The 16,821-nt window shown below is 57.5% G+C and carries 18 protein-coding genes; 4 read left to right on the plus strand and 14 right to left on the minus strand.

The features are described from left to right. Positions 1 to 258 precede the first annotated feature (258 nt). Positions 259 to 1,776, plus strand: a complete 1,518-nt coding sequence (gene putP, locus BN1118_RS19900; protein ID WP_043557651.1) for a sodium/proline symporter PutP — start codon at positions 259 to 261, stop codon at positions 1,774 to 1,776. Positions 1,777 to 1,821: 45 nt separating this feature from the next. On the opposite strand, the gene BN1118_RS19905 is transcribed toward putP, so the two are convergent. The 12 genes from BN1118_RS19905 to BN1118_RS19945 form a co-directional block, all read right to left on the minus strand. Beyond that, entirely contained in the window at positions 1,822 to 2,424 is a 603-nt protein-coding gene (locus BN1118_RS19905) for an NAD(P)H-dependent oxidoreductase (RefSeq protein WP_043557652.1), read from the minus strand. A gap of 136 nt (positions 2,425 to 2,560) precedes the next feature. After that, positions 2,561 to 2,938, minus strand: coding sequence for a MerR family transcriptional regulator (locus BN1118_RS19910; protein ID WP_043557653.1), 378 nt, complete (start codon positions 2,936 to 2,938; stop codon positions 2,561 to 2,563). A 617-nt stretch (positions 2,939 to 3,555) separates the two neighbouring features. Next, entirely contained in the window at positions 3,556 to 4,218 is a 663-nt protein-coding gene (locus BN1118_RS21445) for a hypothetical protein (protein ID WP_209428891.1), read from the minus strand. Between the two features lie 90 nt (positions 4,219 to 4,308). Next, on the minus strand, positions 4,309 to 4,716 hold the full coding sequence (locus BN1118_RS21450; RefSeq protein ID WP_084214215.1) for a hypothetical protein: 408 nt from the start codon (positions 4,714 to 4,716) through the stop codon (positions 4,309 to 4,311). A gap of 283 nt (positions 4,717 to 4,999) precedes the next feature. Then, positions 5,000 to 5,437 (minus strand): hypothetical protein, encoded by a 438-nt coding sequence (locus tag BN1118_RS19915; RefSeq protein WP_156995169.1) that lies wholly within the window; start codon positions 5,435 to 5,437, stop codon positions 5,000 to 5,002. A gap of 257 nt (positions 5,438 to 5,694) precedes the next feature. Continuing rightward, the gene (locus tag BN1118_RS19920) at positions 5,695 to 6,123 is read right to left on the minus strand and encodes a VOC family protein (RefSeq protein WP_043557656.1); all 429 of its coding nucleotides are present in this window, start codon (positions 6,121 to 6,123) and stop codon (positions 5,695 to 5,697) included. Positions 6,124 to 6,240: 117 nt separating this feature from the next. Continuing rightward, positions 6,241 to 6,849, minus strand: coding sequence for a hypothetical protein (locus tag BN1118_RS21980; protein ID WP_156995171.1), 609 nt, complete (start codon positions 6,847 to 6,849; stop codon positions 6,241 to 6,243). Between the two features lie 643 nt (positions 6,850 to 7,492). Continuing rightward, positions 7,493 to 8,092, minus strand: coding sequence for an MliC family protein (locus BN1118_RS19925; protein ID WP_043557658.1), 600 nt, complete (start codon positions 8,090 to 8,092; stop codon positions 7,493 to 7,495). 124 nt (positions 8,093 to 8,216) lie between these two features. After that, on the minus strand, positions 8,217 to 8,579 hold the full coding sequence (locus tag BN1118_RS19930; protein WP_043557659.1) for a DUF2061 domain-containing protein: 363 nt from the start codon (positions 8,577 to 8,579) through the stop codon (positions 8,217 to 8,219). Between the two features lie 337 nt (positions 8,580 to 8,916). After that, the gene (locus tag BN1118_RS19935) at positions 8,917 to 9,786 is read right to left on the minus strand and encodes a 23S rRNA (adenine(2030)-N(6))-methyltransferase RlmJ (RefSeq protein ID WP_043557660.1); all 870 of its coding nucleotides are present in this window, start codon (positions 9,784 to 9,786) and stop codon (positions 8,917 to 8,919) included. Further along, positions 9,780 to 10,241 carry a DUF2390 domain-containing protein gene (locus tag BN1118_RS19940; RefSeq protein ID WP_043557661.1) on the minus strand — a complete coding sequence of 154 codons (462 nt, stop codon included), beginning with the start codon at positions 10,239 to 10,241 and terminating at the stop codon, positions 9,780 to 9,782. The genes BN1118_RS19935 and BN1118_RS19940 overlap by 7 nt, the downstream gene beginning before the upstream one ends. Then, a complete protein-coding gene (locus tag BN1118_RS19945; protein ID WP_043557662.1) occupies positions 10,234 to 12,144 on the minus strand; it encodes an ABC transporter ATP-binding protein in 1,911 nt (636 codons plus the stop codon). The genes BN1118_RS19940 and BN1118_RS19945 overlap by 8 nt, the downstream gene beginning before the upstream one ends. A 153-nt stretch (positions 12,145 to 12,297) precedes the next feature. On the opposite strand from BN1118_RS19945, the gene BN1118_RS19950 reads away from it, so the two are divergent. Then, positions 12,298 to 12,708 (plus strand): CBS domain-containing protein, encoded by a 411-nt coding sequence (locus BN1118_RS19950; protein ID WP_043138697.1) that lies wholly within the window; start codon positions 12,298 to 12,300, stop codon positions 12,706 to 12,708. 85 nt (positions 12,709 to 12,793) lie between these two features. Here BN1118_RS19950 and BN1118_RS19955 read toward each other — a convergent pair whose 3' ends face one another. After that, on the minus strand, positions 12,794 to 13,249 hold the full coding sequence (locus tag BN1118_RS19955; RefSeq protein WP_042869488.1) for an NfeD family protein: 456 nt from the start codon (positions 13,247 to 13,249) through the stop codon (positions 12,794 to 12,796). After that, entirely contained in the window at positions 13,246 to 14,169 is a 924-nt protein-coding gene (locus tag BN1118_RS19960) for an SPFH domain-containing protein (protein ID WP_042869486.1), read from the minus strand. Before BN1118_RS19960 ends, BN1118_RS19955 begins: the two co-directional genes overlap by 4 nt. A gap of 197 nt (positions 14,170 to 14,366) precedes the next feature. Between BN1118_RS19960 and cysG the strand changes: the two genes are divergently transcribed. After that, on the plus strand, positions 14,367 to 15,803 hold the full coding sequence (gene cysG, locus BN1118_RS19965; RefSeq protein ID WP_043557663.1) for a siroheme synthase CysG: 1,437 nt from the start codon (positions 14,367 to 14,369) through the stop codon (positions 15,801 to 15,803). 106 nt (positions 15,804 to 15,909) lie between these two features. Beyond that, entirely contained in the window at positions 15,910 to 16,818 is a 909-nt protein-coding gene (gene cysD, locus BN1118_RS19970) for a sulfate adenylyltransferase subunit CysD (RefSeq protein WP_043557664.1), read from the plus strand. Positions 16,819 to 16,821 lie beyond the last annotated feature (3 nt).

Genomic DNA, 16,821 nt, shown 5'->3' on the forward strand with positions numbered 1-16,821 from the left:
TGGGACATAGCCTTTTTTTACCGCCATGCCGGGCTGGGTCAGGGGGGAGGGCGCCCCGATAAGCGGTTGCTGCATCAGGATAAAATCCGGCTGATTGCTCCTTGAGTGGTTCGTTAGTTAAAGATGAAACGTTTATATTGTGTTTTTTATTTGTTAAAAGTGGTTGAGGTCATGGGATCTGCTGATTAAGCTAGGGCGGTTTTTTAAGGAAGAGCCCGTCGTCAGAACGGGTACACACGTCACATAACGGAGTTTTGAATGACAGCCAGTACACCCATGCTTATCACCTTTCTGGTGTATATCCTCGGGATGGTGCTGATCGGCTTTATCGCCTATCGCGCCACCCGCAACTTTGATGACTACATACTCGGCGGCCGCCGCATGGGGAGCTGGGTCACCGCCCTCTCCGCCGGGGCCTCCGACATGAGCGGCTGGCTCTTGATGGGCCTGCCGGGCGCCGTCTTCATCGGCGGCATCTCGGAGAGCTGGATCGCCATCGGCCTCACCCTGGGGGCCTATCTCAACTGGCGCTGGGTCGCCGGTCGGCTGCGGGTTCACACCGAGAAGAACCGCAACGCCCTGACCCTGCCGGACTACTTCACCTACCGCTTCGAGGACAAGAGCCGGGTGCTGCGCATCCTCTCCGCCCTGGTGATCCTGCTGTTCTTCACCATCTACTGCGCCTCCGGCGTGGTGGCTGGTGCCCGCCTGTTCGAGAGCACCTTCGGCATGAGCTATGACACCGCCCTCTGGGTCGGTGCCGCGGCCACCATCACCTACACCTTCTTCGGCGGCTTCCTCGCGGTGAGCTGGACCGATACGGTGCAGGCCACCCTGATGATCTTCGCCCTGATCCTCACCCCTGTGTTCGTCATCATAGCGGTCGGCGGTATCGACACCGCCATGGTGCAGGTGGCGGCGCAGAATGCCAGCAACCTCGACATGTTCAAGAACCTGGACTTCATCGCCATCATCTCGCTGATGGCCTGGGGCCTGGGCTACTTCGGCCAGCCCCACATACTGGCGCGCTTCATGGCGGCGGATTCCCACCACTCCATGGCCAATGCCCGCCGCATCAGCATGACCTGGATGGTGCTCTGCCTCGGCGGCGCCGTGGCCATCGGCTTCTTCGGCCTGGCCTACTTCTCCACCTTCACCGAGCAGGCCGCCGGCGTCACCGGCAACCCGGAGCGGGTCTTCATCGAGCTGTCCAAGATACTGTTCAACCCCTGGATTGCCGGCGTGCTGCTCTCCGCCATACTGGCGGCTGTGATGAGTACCCTGAGCTGTCAGCTGCTGGTCTGTTCCAGCGCCATCACGGAAGATCTCTACAAGCCCTTCCTGCGCAAGAACGCCTCCCAGAAAGAGCTGGTGTGGGTCGGTCGCATGATGGTGCTGGTGATTGCGCTCATCGCCATCGCCGTTGCCATGAACCCGGAGAACCGGGTGCTGGGGCTGGTGAGCTACGCCTGGGCCGGCTTTGGTGCCGCCTTCGGTCCCGTGGTGCTGCTCTCCGTACTCTGGTCGCGCATGACCCGCAACGGCGCCCTGGCGGGCATGCTGGTCGGCGCCCTGACCGTCATCGTCTGGAAGCAGTTTGGCTGGCTGGGGCTCTATGAAATAATCCCGGGCTTCCTCTTCTCCGCTCTGGCGATCCTGGTGTTCAGCCTGCTGGACAAGGTGCCCTCCAAGGCCATGCTGGATCGCTTCGACGAAGCCGAGCGTGAGTTCCAGACTCCGCCGGATGCGCTGGGCGAGCCGGTGGCCGTCAACTGAGTCGATCACCCTTGATAATAAAAAGCCCCGCGATGCGGGGCTTTTTCATGGGCGGCGACTTAGCCGGCGCACATCGGCGCGGGCCGCCGCACTGGTGCGCGTCAGCCAGCGGGCCCTGTCCTGATTGTTGGCTGTATGCATGGGCCCCAGGTACTGGCGGTGGGTGAGCCGGATGCCGCACAACCCCAGTACCTGCTTGTCGAGGATGCGCGAGGCGGGATCCCCCAGCCACCAGCGGTAGTACCAGACAGGGCTGTCCATGGTGAGCAGCAGGCGTGCCGTCTTGCCTGCGAGCAGGCGCAGGGGCTGTGCCTTGCCCTTGACATATTGAAAGGCGAAGCCGGAGAGCAGGGTGCGATCCAGCAGGCCCTTGAGACGGGCCGGCATGCCACCCCACCAGAGGGGGGAGACGATCACCAGATGATGAGCGGCAGTCAGGCTCTGCTGCAACGCCAGCAGATCCGGCTCCAGCGGCGGCATAAGGTCATAGCCATGGCGCAAGTCCGGCTCGAAGGCGAGCTCGCCCACGTGCAGCAGGGTGACCTCTGCGCCGGCCTCCTCGGCGCTGCGAGCATACTCGCGGGCCAGGGCATGGCAGAAACTGTCGGGTTTGGGATTGCCGTTGATGACAAGCAGACGGGGTGGCATGGTCAGGGCTCCTGATGGGGTGAGCCCGTATTAGACCCTCTGTCCCATGGGACAGAGTCAAGGGGGGTAGTTGCCCTCTTTCATGAGATTGCTGGTCAGTGCAACCGGCTTGCCATTGAAGGGCGTTTGCCCGGGCTTAGTCTGGCTGGGGGACAGGCGTGCGACAGGGATGCTGTTGCAGCAGCTCGGCGAACTGTTCCAGCTGCTGATGCTGGTGTTGCAGGCGAGCCGTCTCGGCGGCGAGCTGGGCCAGCTTGCAGGCGATCAGGCGTTCGGCCTCCTGCCAGGGAAACTGCGCCATGTCGGTCAGGCCGGCCAGCAGGGATCTGAGCTCGCTGAGTTTGCAGCCAAACTGCTGGGCCTGACGGATGATCTGGACCCATTCCAGATCTTCTGCCCGGTAGACGCGATACTTGCCGCGCCGCCTGGGTTCCGGCAGCAGCTCCATCTGTTCGTAGAGGCGGATCGCCTTGGGTGTAGTGCCCGCCAGCCGGGCAAATTCGCCGATATACATATTGCTGCTCGCAAAGGTTGTTCGAGTAGGGGCCACTATAGGTCAGAGGCGGGCAGGAGAGAATCCCCGTGGGGGAGGGGCGCGCCATCGGCGCAGTGCATTGCGCCGATGGCGCTCTGTGATGTGGCTTTGCCCCATAGAATGCGAGGGCCTTGTCCTCGACGGGGTTTCGCCCGCCCTTCGGGCCGGGGCGAGTGACTTTGGAAAGACCCGCTTTTTATTGCAAGTAAGACCAAAGGTCTTCTCCCCCGACAAGCCGTCCGCTTCGCGGATTCCCTCGCCTCCTTCATCGGGTCGGACGGATCGCCGCACACGGCACATCCCTGTGCCGCCTGCGGCTGCGCCGTCGTCCATGACGGCGCTCCTGACCCGCTAAACTCGGCTCGGCGGCTTTCAGGGGGAAACAATACCCTGCCTGTCAGCGGCGCAGTGAGGTGTGTCGCGGTGCATGAGTGTGATATGACAGGATAAGTGTCTGCTGACCCCTCATAGGGCCACAACAGGCGCTGATGGGTTTGTGGTCGACCCCATAAGGGAAAATATGGTCATCTACGGAAAATCCATAAATCCAGCTTATATGGTGGTAGGGTTATTTACGATTGTCCGAAGACGCGGTGCTATTCTACGGACGACTGGCGTTCGCTTGCATAGTTGGTGAGCAACTTATTTTCATGTTCTTTGTAGTCAGGGAACTCATATAAGTTATAAGAGTGACAGCCGTTTTTCGTTACGTGCAGTACATTAATCCTGCCGCCAATATATATTCTCTTGTTTTTAGCTGCATTACTTTGAATCTCTCGTTGTTCATTCATCATATCTACGAATACAGCGGGAGTTGCATAATCCCCACTCGGGAATTTGCAATCTGGCTTTGCTGCTAATCCATATGGTCTAGGCTCAGACTCAAAGTTATTTTTTGAACGATAAGCAATTGCCACCATTTTGTCTGTTTCTTGGCAATAACCGAATTGATAAACAGTGGTTGTAGCATAACCAGTAATCTTAAACTCATCACAATAATTCCCCCAAAGGTCACGTAAACCTTGAGGCGTATGAAAGTCTAAGTTATTTATTCCATTTATTACCATTCTATCGTTAACGTGCATAGCCCAACGAGTAGAAAAACCACCTTGACCAGTTCCTGCAATAACTATATTTAAATGAGGTAGATGTATTGCTTTTGAACAAAATAATAGCGGCTCACCTTCAGGCTTTACTGCAAGTGTATCTGTTGCAATGAGAGCCTGCTCTGCATCAGAATAAAATATTAAGGATGACATAAATCCTCCAATGAATGCTAACCCCTTACTCACAGGAAAGGGTGAATGCCAGCGAGTTATTTTTCCAGTGTAGTAATTTACTAGGTATGGTTACAGGCAAAATACTTGATTTACCCATGCTGTATCTCCGCCCTCTTTCGAAAATGGCCCATGAATTGAAGCCGCACAGCCTTTCAGTGGAACTTTCCTATCCTTGATATCTGATGCAACCCAATCTACATAAATACGCCATTCTTTAAGGTCGACATCTTTGACCACTCCAATCGCAAGAATTGCCATTTCTGAAGCACCCTGACCCAGAAGCCTTTTAACTGCAATTCGATCACCAGGTTTGACTAACTCAAAACGATCTTGCTGATTTTTTATAGTGTTACCAACACCTGATGCTTCATTTTCAAATTTGTTTGCATCCCAGCAATACCAGTACCCACGCTTTATAAATTGAGGCAGAACGTCTTCTGAACCACCCCAAGTAGCACCCACGACCCAATAATTCATAACGAGTTCACTCCTTATTATATGGACAGAGATTAGATAGATACGGTATTAATCCACTAGAGAGATTAAATTTAAACGATGTAAGGTAGAACACTCATCTTGCCAGCCACTGCTGCTACCGAGATGGGGGGCAGATTCTCTGGAATAGATAGGCTATAAGATCTAAGGCAGTGAACAGTCCGAAAATAAAAAATACCATAAATTAATTAGGAAAATATAATAATTAAGCTAAGGGGTAGCTTTGTTGGTCCTAGTGGACGGAGTGAGCTCTTTGAGTATGTTGTTATACATGAAGCTTACTCATGACCGCTCTTGCAGTTGCTTTCCCATACTCATCTAGGCAGAGAGGGCCTGTGTATTGAATGTTGCTTTGGAATTGCTTGCGAAGATATTTATGCACAGCCGCAGCTGACTGCATTGCGATGTCGAAACTAGGGGTTTCTCCAGTCTCAAAATATTCAGGATTAAAATGTGCGACAATATTACTTCTGAATTCGGTGATGTCCTTCCAGTACAAGTTAAATTCTTTCTGTGTGATGCCTAACTCAGAGAAAAGAAAAGACCTGAATTCATCTTGATTATCCACCGTGAGTTTCCAATGTGTTTTTTCTTTATTTGAGCCAAAAACCTTACACCAGATAATTGCTGCGTCGCACAGCAGGGCGTTGCAAATACTTCTAAATGGGAAAAGATTTCCTGTGTTGTCATCCAAACTGTTCAAGTGTTCATCTATTGCATAGAACGTGTAATAAGAGCGCGCGAACGTGGCTAGAAACATCATGCAGTGTTCTGTGCTTTTTATAGAGTTGCTGTCCATTTTTTATTTATAACCATTTTCATGTGGTAAGTTTTCATATAGTAACGGGAATATTCGCCATATATCCACAAGGGTATTTTGAGACTCCACCATTTCGTGTGAGCCGTAGCTGAAAACTGCACCATGATCAGCACCTAAATCACGGGCGCTCCACCAGCGTGCTAAAACCGGATTTCTACCGACTCCGCGCTGCGTGTTGCCTCGCCGTGATATACCGCTTCGATATTGTTGCCGTCCGGATCGAGCACAAAAGCGGCGTAGTAGCCGGGGTGATATACCCGCTCGCCGGGAGCACCGTTATCTTTGCCGCCGTGGGCGAGGGCCGCCTGGTAGAAACGTTCCACCATGGCCCTGTCCTGTGCCTGAAAGGCGAGGTGATGGCGGCCGGTTAGTACGCCGAGCGCAGCCGTGCTGTCGACAGCTGTGACAAACAACTCGTCTGCCAAGAAGTAGCCGTCACCCGTACCCCCTAGCGGAATATCGAGGGAGGTAAGGATGGCGGAATAAAAGTGCTGGCTGGCGGCAAGATCCTGTACCACCAGCTGGATATGATCGATCATCCGGCCGCGATGCAGTGTTTGTGTTTCCATACATTATCTCCTTGGAGATCGAATTGAGCTATCTTAGCGATTACATTTCGCCAATTAACTCGTATAAACAAGGCGCTGGTTTGAGACTGGTGACTAATGACAACTAGATCGATACACCTATACTTTCTTAACCTCTGTTCCACACACGATTCTAAATTGATATTGCTCAGAATGTTTCCCAAGGTAACTAACTAAACTAGTACCCCTTGGCGACTGAAATATATACTCTTGGCCTATACTTGCGTATTGCTTACTATTATTGAGGTAGATAATTGTATCCCTACCAGACTCTCTTTCAACACCTAAGGTATTCTCGTTTCCACAAATAGTGACCGCTTGTCCATATGAAAGAATGAGGTCTGCATTAGAATTATAATTAAGGTTTACGTTTCGACTTCTTAGTGCTAACGCGTGACCAGTAACATCGCGTGTTCGAGATTCAAATTCAACACTAGTTTTTACTATGTTGTTAACCCTACTTATGACATCTTCAAACTCAACGTGAAGGCTACTTGGGATATCTGGGTTCTGCACAAGAGATGCTATACGAGAGTTAAGTGATTTTTGTTCTAAAATTAACTCTTTGCTTATATGAGTTAACTCTGTAACACCTTGTGATAATGGGTCATCACTCTGTATGTATCTTGATTTTAAAATGTCAAATCCCACTGTGGAAGCACTTCCTAATACAGCGCAGACAACACCGATAGTTAATTCTTTTTTCATAAGGCCCTATGGTATATTAAATTTTTAAATGATTTCATCACAGCTGGAGATAAGGTTGATTTGGGGCAGGCTTATATTTGAGTGACTTCTTATGAGCCTCTTTAGCTAGTTAATCAATGAAATTAGCCAAAGTTATTGCGGTTATCGCATATTGTTCCGTTTCATTTTTACCCAGTTGTGCGTCATCCGTATGAACAGCTTAATTTCGCAATTTCACTTCAATCGCCAGCTGCATTGGCTTGTTGTCGTGATACTGATACTGATACTGATACTGAGACTGACAACCGACCAGCCAAACAGCATAGCTACCGCCCCTGAATTTCAGCCTCCAGTGTGCTGCTTTTGACCAAGAGGTGAGGGTTGGCAGGGCTCATGGGTGACTCCGACGAGGCATCTGTTGCCAATCGGGTATGTTAGCGGGTGTGGTGAAGAGGGGAAGGACGAGATGGAAGATTTCTGGGCAGGATCAACAAATTAATAAATAAGGCAGTTTGATCGATAGATGGCAGGGAGCTGTGGGAGGCGTTTTCGAAAGGCGGTGCTGGCGAGTGTGTGACTCTGGATGGCTGATGCCACTCTCTGGCATAGCGGGGCGCCATGCGGCCGGCAAGGGGGCCGCTTGCAGGCGGCCCCCATACTGAGGTCAGTTGCCCTTGGTCGGGATCTCGGTACAGCTAAGCGTCGGCTGGCCGTAACGCTCCAGGCTGGCCTCGTTGTTCTTGGTGAAGAGCGCGAGGTTCTGGCCTTCATAACGGGCGCCGCTGGCACTGGGGGCTTCATAGGCGAGCACCTGTTGCTGGCTATCCCCTTCGCTCAGGTTGATCACGGCGGCGGGCAGCTTGGCATCGTTGTAGAAATAGGTGGAGAGGGTGACCTTGTTGCCGCACTGGTAATCGACCGGCGTCGGCACCGTCAGCTGGCCACCTTTCACCTGTAATTCGGTGATGCGCATCTGGTAGCTGGCGTCGATGCACTGACGCGGATCCCTGTCTTTCCAGCATTCGTTGCGGCCCTTGATCCAGCCACGCTGCATCGCCTTCTCCGTCTTCGCCTGTTCGGCGGAGAAATTGGCGATCGCCTTGGGGTAGAGCGCCGCGAGTTCGTTATCCAGCGCCGCCAGCCCTGTATTCTCGCAGATAAGTTGTTCGGCGGCGCCGTGGGCCTTGGCACAGTCGAAGGAAGGGGTAGCGGCACAGGCCAGCAGAGGGGCAAAGAGAAGAGGGCCAAGAAGCAGCTTGTTCATCGGAAAGACTCCAGTAAAAAGAGTGGGATACCCGGCTACTAGAGCACAATGTTGCAGGGCCGCCGAGCGCTTTTTCACACTTGGCGGCCCAGGTTGGCAGAGCTGATCCGGTGCAGGCCCGGACTTATGCCAGCGCCAGTGGCTGGCGGGCGCGCCACAGCCGCTCGTGGAAGAAGAAGACGACTGTGTTGATGGCAGGCTCTATGATGGCCATCACGCCGCCGGTGAGCAGCTCGCCGCTCAGCAGGTAGGCGACCCCGAAGGCCACGGAGAAGTGCACCAGGGCGAAGCTGCTGGTCTTGGCCTGCAGGCTGTGACTGGGCTTGAACTTGTGCCAGCCCAGATCATGGAAGTAGAAGGCGACCGTGTTGACGGCGGGCTCTATCAGGGCGATCAGGCTGGCGGTGAGCAGCTCACCGGTCAGCAGGTAAGCCAGGGTAAAGGCCACGATGAAGTGCAGGGCGGCAAAGCTGATGGTCTTTTTCATGATGGTGGCTCCCTCTGGTGATGACAGCAGTATCCGCCAGAATGACATTAAATGAAAACTATTCTCATCTAATGATCGGATAGGGAGAACCTATCAAGGGGGGTGGATCTGCCACCATGGTGGGGCGTTCCGCCCGCCGAGGCAGAGCGTTTACCCCGCGCCACCGGTAACGGCAGAAATAGAAAAGCCCCTTGCGGGGCTTTGTCATTCTTGCGGCCTGTGAGGGCTCAATCCTCGGCCTTGTTCAGCCACTCGACCTTGTACTGGGCTCCGGCGCCCTGGGCCAGTTTGGCGCACAGGGGGTTGAGGTAGATGCTCGATCTGCTCGCGCTTCGCCTCAGTCGGCGGCTTTGTTCAGCCACTCGATCCTGTACTGGGCACCGGCGCCTTGGACCAGTTTGGCGCACAAGGGTTTCAAGAAGGCTTCAATCTGCTCGGCCAGCATCCAGGGGGGGCTCACTATCAGCATGCCTGAGCCATTCATGCCCCAGTCGGCGGTCTGACCGGCCACTTCCAGCTCGGCCACCAGGACGTTGCCGAAGTTCTCCCGCTTGATCGCCTTGAGCATGTCGCGAGACTTGTCCGCCTCCTGACCCAGGATGGGATACCAGAGCGCATAGATGCCAGTCGCCCAGCGTTTCTGCGCCTTTTTCAGGGTATCGACCACGGCGAAGTAGTCTTCCTTCAGCTCATAGGGCGGGTCGATCAGTACCAGTCCACGACGCGGGGTCGGTGGCAGCAGGGCTACCAGCCCCTCGAAACCGTCACGGTGGTGGACGGCGACACGAGGGTCGTAGCCCATGTTGGCGCGCAGGTCTTCCACCTCGTTGTTGTGCAGCTCCATCAGCGCCAGCTTGTCCTGCTCGCGGGCGAGGCGGCGTGATAGTTCGGGGGAGCCGGGGTAGTAGTGCAGCTCGCCACCGTTTCCTTCTTGACCGGGATTCATCTCTTCGATGACGCCGAGATAGGGGGCCATGGCAGACCACTGGGCCCGTTCATCCCACAGCCGGCCTATGCCGTCGGCGTATTCCGCCTTCTTCTGGGACCAGTCGCCGCGCAAGTCGTAGAGACCGCCACCGGCATGGGTGTCCAGCACTATGAAGGGCTTATCCTTCTTCTTGAGAGACTCGATGATCAGGGCCTGAACGGCGTGTTTCAGCACGTCGGCGTGGTTGCCGGCGTGAAAGGCGTGGCGATAACTCAGCATATTAGATCTCTGAGGGGGCCCTGCTGAGCCCCCAGTAACGATAGATAGTTCAACAAATTGTGGCTCTTGCCCCGAAACAGGGTGAGGCTGCGCAGCGTCTGCAGCAGGACGCCCTGCTGCAGCCGTTCCAGCTCCAGCTCGTGGGCCAGCATGGCCTGATACTCTTCCTCATCCAGCCGTGACTTGGCGCTCTGGCGCAGGGTACGCCAGGGGGTCAGTACCGCCTCGGTCTGCACCAGCGCAGGTTGCAGATCGGTCAGGTCGACCTGGATATCGGTCTGATCCAGCCGGTGCAGCAAGAGCGCCAGATTGACGTTGCCGCCCTGCGCCTGCACGGTCAGCCAGTCCTGGCTGCGCTCGCCATAGACCTTGCCACTCCAGTGCCAGAAGCCCAGCGGCGTCGGCAGTTCGTGCACGGCGACCCGCTCGGCCGCCATCAGCTGTTCGTCACGCAAAGAAGGCCTGCTCCATGGTTTCCAGCTCCTCTGAGAGGCTCATCCACTCCAGCTCCACCCCTTCCAGCTCCTCCTTGATGGGGCCCTGGGACTTGAGCAGTTCGGAGAGCTTGTTCTTGGCGCTCTCTTCGTAGATGGCGGGATCGGCCAGCTGCTCTTCCACCGCAGCCAGCCGGGTCTGCAGTTTCTCCATGCTGGCTTCGAGCTTCTCCAGCTTCTGGCGCAGGGGCCTGGTCGCTTGCCGGAACTCCGCCTCGCGGCGCTTCTGATCCTTGCGCGCCAGCGCCGAGTTGGCGGAGATGATGCCATCACTTGGTTTGGCGTTGGCCTCTTTCTCCTGCTCGCCGAGCCACTTGTGGTAGTCGTCCAGATCGCCGTCGAAGGCTTCGACCCGGCCACCGTGCACCAGATAGAAGTCATCCGTGGTGGTGCGCAGCAGGTGCCGGTCGTGGGAGACCACCACCATGGCGCCCTCGAAGCCTTGCAGCGCCATGGTCAGGGCGTGGCGCATCTCCAGATCCAGGTGGTTGGTCGGTTCATCCAGCAGCAGCAGGTTTGGTTTTTGCCAGGTGACGAGGGCCAGCACCAGCCGCGCCTTCTCGCCGCCGGAGAAGGGGGCCACCTTGTCGAGCGCCTTGTCACCGTGGAAGCCAAAGCTGCCCAGATAGTTGCGCAGCTCCTGCTCGGATTTGTCCGGCGCGAGGCGGGCCAGATGGTCGAGCGGGGTATCGTCGAGGCGCAGTGTCTCCAGCTGATGCTGGGCGAAGTAGCCTATGCTGACCCCGGCGCTCACCTCCAGCTTGCCAGACAGGGGGGGATTGGAGCCCGACAGCATCTTGATGAAGGTGGACTTGCCGGCGCCGTTGCGACCGAGCAGGCCGATGCGCGAACCAGGCACCAGGTTCATCTTGATCTTCTCCAGGATCACCTTGTCACCGTAACCGGCGCTGAGGTTCTCCATGGCGATGAGCGGGGTCGGCAGGGCCGACGGCTCGCGAAACTCGAAGCTGAACTCGGAGTCGGCGTGGGCGGGCAGGAGCTTCTCCATCCGCTCCATGGCTTTCAGGCGACTCTGGGCCTGACGGGCCTTGGAGGCCTTGTAGCGGAAGCGGTCCACATAGGCCTGCATGTGGGACACCTCCCGCTGCTGCTTCTCGTACATGGACTGCTGCTGGGCCAGCTGCTCGGCGCGCTGCAGTTCGAAGTCGGAGTAGCCGCCGGTGTATTCGTTCAGCTTGCCGTTCTCGATGTGGATGATGCGGCTGATCACGGAGTCGAGAAAGTCGCGGTCGTGCGAAATCAGCACGAGCGTGCCCTGATAGCCCTTGAGCCACTTCTCCAGCCAGATGACGGCATCGAGATCCAGGTGGTTGGTCGGTTCATCGAGCAGCAGCAGATCGGAGCGGCACAGCAGCGCCTGGGCCAGGTTCAGACGCATGCGCCAGCCACCGGAGAAACTCCTGACGGGTGACGCGAGCTGATCGTCGCTGAAACCCAGACCGTGCAGCAGCTCGGCGGCGCGGGCCCGAATGCTGTAGGCGCCTATGGTGTCGAGCTTGCCGTGCAGCTCGGCCACCAGGATGCCGTTGTCATCCAGCTCGGCCTGGGCCAGCTGGGCCTCCAGCGAGCGGAACTCCTTGTCGCCGTCAATCACGTACTCCAGCGCGGAGCAGTCAAGGGCCGGCGTCTCCTGGGCGACGCCGGCGATCTGCCAGCCGGCGGGCAGGCTGAAGCTGCCGCTGTCGATGGCCAGCTCGCCCCGTACCAGTGCAAAAAAAGTGGACTTGCCACAGCCGTTTTTACCCACCAGGCCCACCTTGTGGCCCGGGTGTATGGTGGCGGAGGCGTTGTCCAGCAGCTTGCGGCCGCCGCGGATCAGTTCGATTTGACTGGCAACTATCATGGATGGGGTCTGCTTGCTCAAATGGAGGAGAAAAACTGGCGCGGATCTTACGTGAAATGGCGCAGATTTGCACTTGAGGTGGGGGGCTCCCACTGGCTGGGGGGGCAAAAACATGCCATAACAGAGAAATCAGCCAGGGTTGGGGAGGTTAGCATGCTTATCAGGGACATAATGACGACCCGGGTCGCCACCGTTTCCATGGACGACAGGCTCACTGTCATCAAGGATATCTTCGAGCAGGCTCACTTTCGTCACCTGCTGGTGCTGGAGGAAGAGGAGCTGGTGGGGGTCATCTCGGACCGGGATCTGTTTCGCGCCATCAGCCCCTACCTCGACTCCGAGGCCGAGATGAGCCGAGATACCGAGACCCTCAATCGGCGCGCCCACCAGATCATGAGTCGCCACCCCGTCACCATAGCTCCCCAGCTGCCGGTGCGCGACGGCGTCAAGATGATGCTGGAGAAGAACGTCTCCTGCCTGCCTGTGCTGGAAAATGGTGCCCTGGTCGGCATCATCAGCTGGAAGGATCTGCTGCGCACCGCCCTCGACAGCGACGCCTTCTAGGCACGCCGGCGCAGGTCGGCAAGGCAACGAAAAAGGGCTCCGTGGAGCCCTTTTTATCGGATGTGCGTGGTGACACTCGCTCGCCTCAGGGCAATGGTTCCACCAGCAGGATATGGGAATCCGCCCCCACCACCTTGACCCGACTGCCCGCAGTGAGCGGCACTGGGCTGCGCACAGTCCAGACTGTGTCATCCAGATGCACCCGGCTTGTCCCCTGCACCACATCATCCAGCAGGGTCAACTCACGGCCCAGATAGCTCTGCATCCGCTCATTGATGGGGGCCGCCGCATCCTGACCCGAGCTGTCCTGCCGGTGCTGCCAGCGCCACCAGGCCCAGGTGGTGAGCAGGGATTGCACCGCAAACAGCAGCAGCTGCGCCTGCCAGCCGAAGGGCCAGAGCAGCAGGATCAGACCGACTTCCAGCGCGGCTATGCCGGTCCAGAGCAGGAAACCCACCGAACTCATCACTTCTATGGCCAGCAGCACGAAGCCGAGTCCCAGCCAGTGCCAGTGAGTCAGCCCCTCGAACAGGGCTGTCATGACTTGCTACTCTTGCCGTCCTTGTTGAACAGCTCGGCCATGCCGGCGACCGAGCCAATCAGGCTGCCCGCTTCCAGCGGCATCATGATGATCTTGCTGTTGGGGCCTTCGCCGATACGGGCCAGCGCTTCGGTGTATTTCTGGGCAACGAAGTAGTTGATGGCCTGCATATCCCCTTCCGCTATAGCTTTTGAGACCATATGGGTCGCCTTGGCTTCCGCCTCGGCAGCCCGCTCCCGCGCTTCGGCGGCGAGGAAGGCGGCCTGACGCTCACCCTCGGCCTTGAGGATCTGGGACTGCTTCTCGCCTTCGGCTTTCAGTATCTTGGACTGGCGTACCCCTTCGGCTTCCAGCACCTCGGCCCGTTTCTGGCGCTCGGCCTTCATCTGGGCGTTCATGGCTTCCACCAGCGCCAGCGGCGGGCGTACATCCTTGATCTCGATCCGGGTCACCTTGATGCCCCAGGGGGCGGTGGCCGCATCCATGGTGCGCAGCAGCTTCTCGTTGATGGTGTCGCGCTGGGAGAGCATCTCGTCCAGCTCCATGGCGCCGAGCACGGTCCGCATGTTGGTCATGGTGAGATTGCGGATGGCGCTGGTGAGATCGTTGACCTCATAGGCCGCTTTGCGGGCATCCACTACTTGCACGAAGCTGATGGCGTCTATGGTGACGTTGGCGTTGTCGCGGGAGATCACCTCCTGCGCCGGGATGTCCAGCACCTGCTCCATCATGATGATCTTGTGGCCGACCCTGTCCACATAGGGGATCAGCAGGTTGAGGCCGGGAGAGAGGGTGCGGGTGTAGCGGCCGAAGCGCTCCACTGTCCAGTTGTAGCCCTGCGGTACTATCTTGATCCCGGCACTCAGGGTGATGATCACCAGGAACACGAAGATCCCCAGCACAATCAATGACTCATTCATTATTAAGCTCCTTATGAAACACTTTCACTAGCCTATGGCCTGGCGCCGAGCACCACAAGGATGTTCGCTCGCCTTTGTCATCATACGGCTTTGCTAATTACTAAAACGCATTAAAAAGCATTTTTTATTATTTTGAGGGATAAGCAGCCCTGCCTATAGTCGCCCCATATTAGTCGTGTTCCAAGGGATGGGCCGAAATGGATTATTTACCTATGTTTGCCAGGTTGGAAGGCCGCCCCGTGTTGCTGGTAGGCGGGGGGGAGGTGGCCCTGCGCAAGGCGCGCCTGCTGCTGGCAGCAGGTGCCCGGCTGACCCTGGTCTCTCCCGAGATTGAACCCGAATTCGCCGAATTTGCCGGTCGTTTCACCCATCTGGTCGAGCGTTTTACGCCGGCTCATCTGACCGGCCAGATCCTGGTGGTGGCCGCCACCGACGATCTCGAGGTCAATGCCCTCGTCTATCAGAGCGCCAACCAGCTGGGTCTGTTCGTCAATGTGGTGGATGACCCCAAGCGCTCCAGCTTCATCTTTCCCTCCATCATAGATCGCTCTCCCCTGATGGTCGCCGTCTCCAGCGGTGGCAAGGCCCCCGTGCTGGTGCGCCTGTTGCGCGAGCGGCTCGAGAGCCTGCTGCCCCGCCATCTCGGCGGTCTGGCCGAACTCTCCGGCCGGGTACGTGACAAGGCCAAGCGGGTGCTCTCATCCATTTCCGATCGCCGCCGCTTCTGGGAGCGTGCCTTTGCCTCCAATACCCTGGCCGGCCTCATCGAAAAACAGGATTGGCAGAACGCCGAGACTTGGCTGAACGAAGGGCTCGACAAGGCCCAGACTGAGGTAGGCGAGGTGGTGCTGGTCGGTGCGGGTCCTGGCGATCCTGGCCTCTTGACCCTCAAGGCGCTGCAACAAATTCAGCAGGCGGAAGTGGTGCTCTATGACCAGCTGGTCTCCCCGGAGATCCTGGATCTGGTGCGCCGCGATGCGACTCTGGTCTCGGTCGGCAAGAAGGCCGGTGCCCACAGCGTGCCCCAGGAGGAGACCAATCGTCTGCTGGTGGAGCATGCCCGCGCAGGCAACCGTGTGGTGCGGCTCAAGGGGGGCGATCCCTTCATGTTCGGCCGTGGCGGTGAGGAGCTGGAAGTGCTGGCGGCAGAGGGGATCCCCTTCTCCGTGGTGCCCGGCATCACGGCCGCCGCCGGTGCCACCGCCTATGCCGGCATTCCGCTCACCCACCGCGACCATGCCCAGAGCGCCGTCTTTATTACTGGCCACTGCCAGCAGGAGGGCAAGGAGCCCGACTGGCAGCAGCTCGCCACCACCAACCAGACCCTGGTCGTCTACATGGGGCTGATGCGCTCCGAGCACATTCAGCAGCAGCTGGTGAGCCATGGCCGCAGCAGCCAAACCCCCATCGCCATCATAGAGCGGGGCACCACGGCCCGTCAGCGCGTGCTGACCGGCACCCTGGCTGACCTGGCCGTGCTGGCCGAGCAGGCAGTGAGCCCGTCGCTCATCGTCATCGGCGAGGTGGTTGCCCTGCGCGACCGGCTGGCCTGGTTTGGTGAAACGCGTGGCGATGAGGCGGGTAGCAGCGGCGACCTGAATGGCAGTGATCTCAAGCTGGTGCACCTGGCGTGAGCCTGCAGAGTAAAGAATCGATTTGACGGTGCAGCCATGGCGGCACCGACCTGAACCAACACCGCGCCCTGACCAGGCGCGTTAGCAATGAACCGAGGACCCAGACATGGACCGTGAAAGACTGACACATCTGCAGCAGCTGGAGGCCGAGAGCATCCACATCATCCGCGAGGTGGCTGCCGAATTTGAAAACCCGGTGATGATGTACTCCATCGGCAAGGACTCCTCCGTCATGTTGCACCTGGCCCGCAAGGCCTTTTATCCGGGCAAGATCCCCTTCCCCTTGCTGCACGTCGACACCGACTGGAAGTTCAAGGAGATGATCAAATTCCGCGACGAGACCGCCAAAAAGTACGGGCTGGATCTCATCGTCCACAAGAATCCGGATGGCCTCGCCATGGGGATCAATCCCTTCGTGCACGGCAGCGGCAAGCACACCGACATCATGAAGACAGAAGGGCTCAAGCAGGCGCTCAACCAGCACGGCTTCGATGCCGCCTTCGGCGGTGCCCGCCGTGACGAGGAGAAGTCCCGTGCCAAGGAGCGGGTCTACTCCTTCCGTGACAAGTCTCACCGCTGGGATCCGAAAAACCAGCGTCCCGAGCTGTGGCGCGTCTACAACAGCCAGGTCAACAAGGGAGAGAGCATACGGGTGTTCCCGCTCTCCAACTGGACCGAGCTCGACATCTGGCAATACATCTATCTCGAGCACATCGACATAGTGCCGCTCTACTTCGCGGCCGTGCGCCCGGTGGTGGAGCGCAATGGCATCAAGATCATGGTGGATGACGAGCGCATGCCCATAGGCCCTGAAGATGAAGTGAAGCAGGAGCTGGTGCGCTTCCGAACCCTCGGCTGCTACCCGTTGACCGGGGCCATCGAGTCCGATGCCACCACCTTGCCTGAGATCATCGAAGAGATGCTGCTCACCACCTCGAGCGAGCGGCAAGGGCGGCTGATTGACCACGATCAGGCAGGCTCCATGGAGCAGAAGAAGCGTCAGGGCTATTTCTAAAAA

The organism is Aeromonas bestiarum, from assembly GCF_000819745.1.
GTDB classification, from domain to species: Bacteria; Pseudomonadota; Gammaproteobacteria; order Enterobacterales; family Aeromonadaceae; genus Aeromonas; species Aeromonas bestiarum.

Coding starts and splice junctions, on each gene's coding strand:
- putP (WP_043557651.1), top strand. CDS start 259: ATGACAGCCAGTACACCCATGCTTATCACCTTTCTGGTGTATATCCTC.
- BN1118_RS19905 (WP_043557652.1), bottom strand. CDS start 2,424: ATGCCACCCCGTCTGCTTGTCATCAACGGCAATCCCAAACCCGACAGT.
- BN1118_RS19910 (WP_043557653.1), bottom strand. CDS start 2,938: ATGTATATCGGCGAATTTGCCCGGCTGGCGGGCACTACACCCAAGGCG.
- BN1118_RS21445 (WP_209428891.1), bottom strand. CDS start 4,218: ATGTCATCCTTAATATTTTATTCTGATGCAGAGCAGGCTCTCATTGCA.
- BN1118_RS21450 (WP_084214215.1), bottom strand. CDS start 4,716: ATGAATTATTGGGTCGTGGGTGCTACTTGGGGTGGTTCAGAAGACGTT.
- BN1118_RS19920 (WP_043557656.1), bottom strand. CDS start 6,123: ATGGAAACACAAACACTGCATCGCGGCCGGATGATCGATCATATCCAG.
- BN1118_RS21980 (WP_156995171.1), bottom strand. CDS start 6,849: ATGAAAAAAGAATTAACTATCGGTGTTGTCTGCGCTGTATTAGGAAGT.
- BN1118_RS19925 (WP_043557658.1), bottom strand. CDS start 8,092: ATGAACAAGCTGCTTCTTGGCCCTCTTCTCTTTGCCCCTCTGCTGGCC.
- BN1118_RS19930 (WP_043557659.1), bottom strand. CDS start 8,579: ATGAAAAAGACCATCAGCTTTGCCGCCCTGCACTTCATCGTGGCCTTT.
- BN1118_RS19935 (WP_043557660.1), bottom strand. CDS start 9,786: ATGCTGAGTTATCGCCACGCCTTTCACGCCGGCAACCACGCCGACGTG.
- BN1118_RS19945 (WP_043557662.1), bottom strand. CDS start 12,144: ATGATAGTTGCCAGTCAAATCGAACTGATCCGCGGCGGCCGCAAGCTG.
- BN1118_RS19950 (WP_043138697.1), top strand. CDS start 12,298: ATGCTTATCAGGGACATAATGACGACCCGGGTCGCCACCGTTTCCATG.
- BN1118_RS19955 (WP_042869488.1), bottom strand. CDS start 13,249: ATGACAGCCCTGTTCGAGGGGCTGACTCACTGGCACTGGCTGGGACTC.
- BN1118_RS19960 (WP_042869486.1), bottom strand. CDS start 14,169: ATGAATGAGTCATTGATTGTGCTGGGGATCTTCGTGTTCCTGGTGATC.
- cysG (WP_043557663.1), top strand. CDS start 14,367: ATGGATTATTTACCTATGTTTGCCAGGTTGGAAGGCCGCCCCGTGTTG.
- cysD (WP_043557664.1), top strand. CDS start 15,910: ATGGACCGTGAAAGACTGACACATCTGCAGCAGCTGGAGGCCGAGAGC.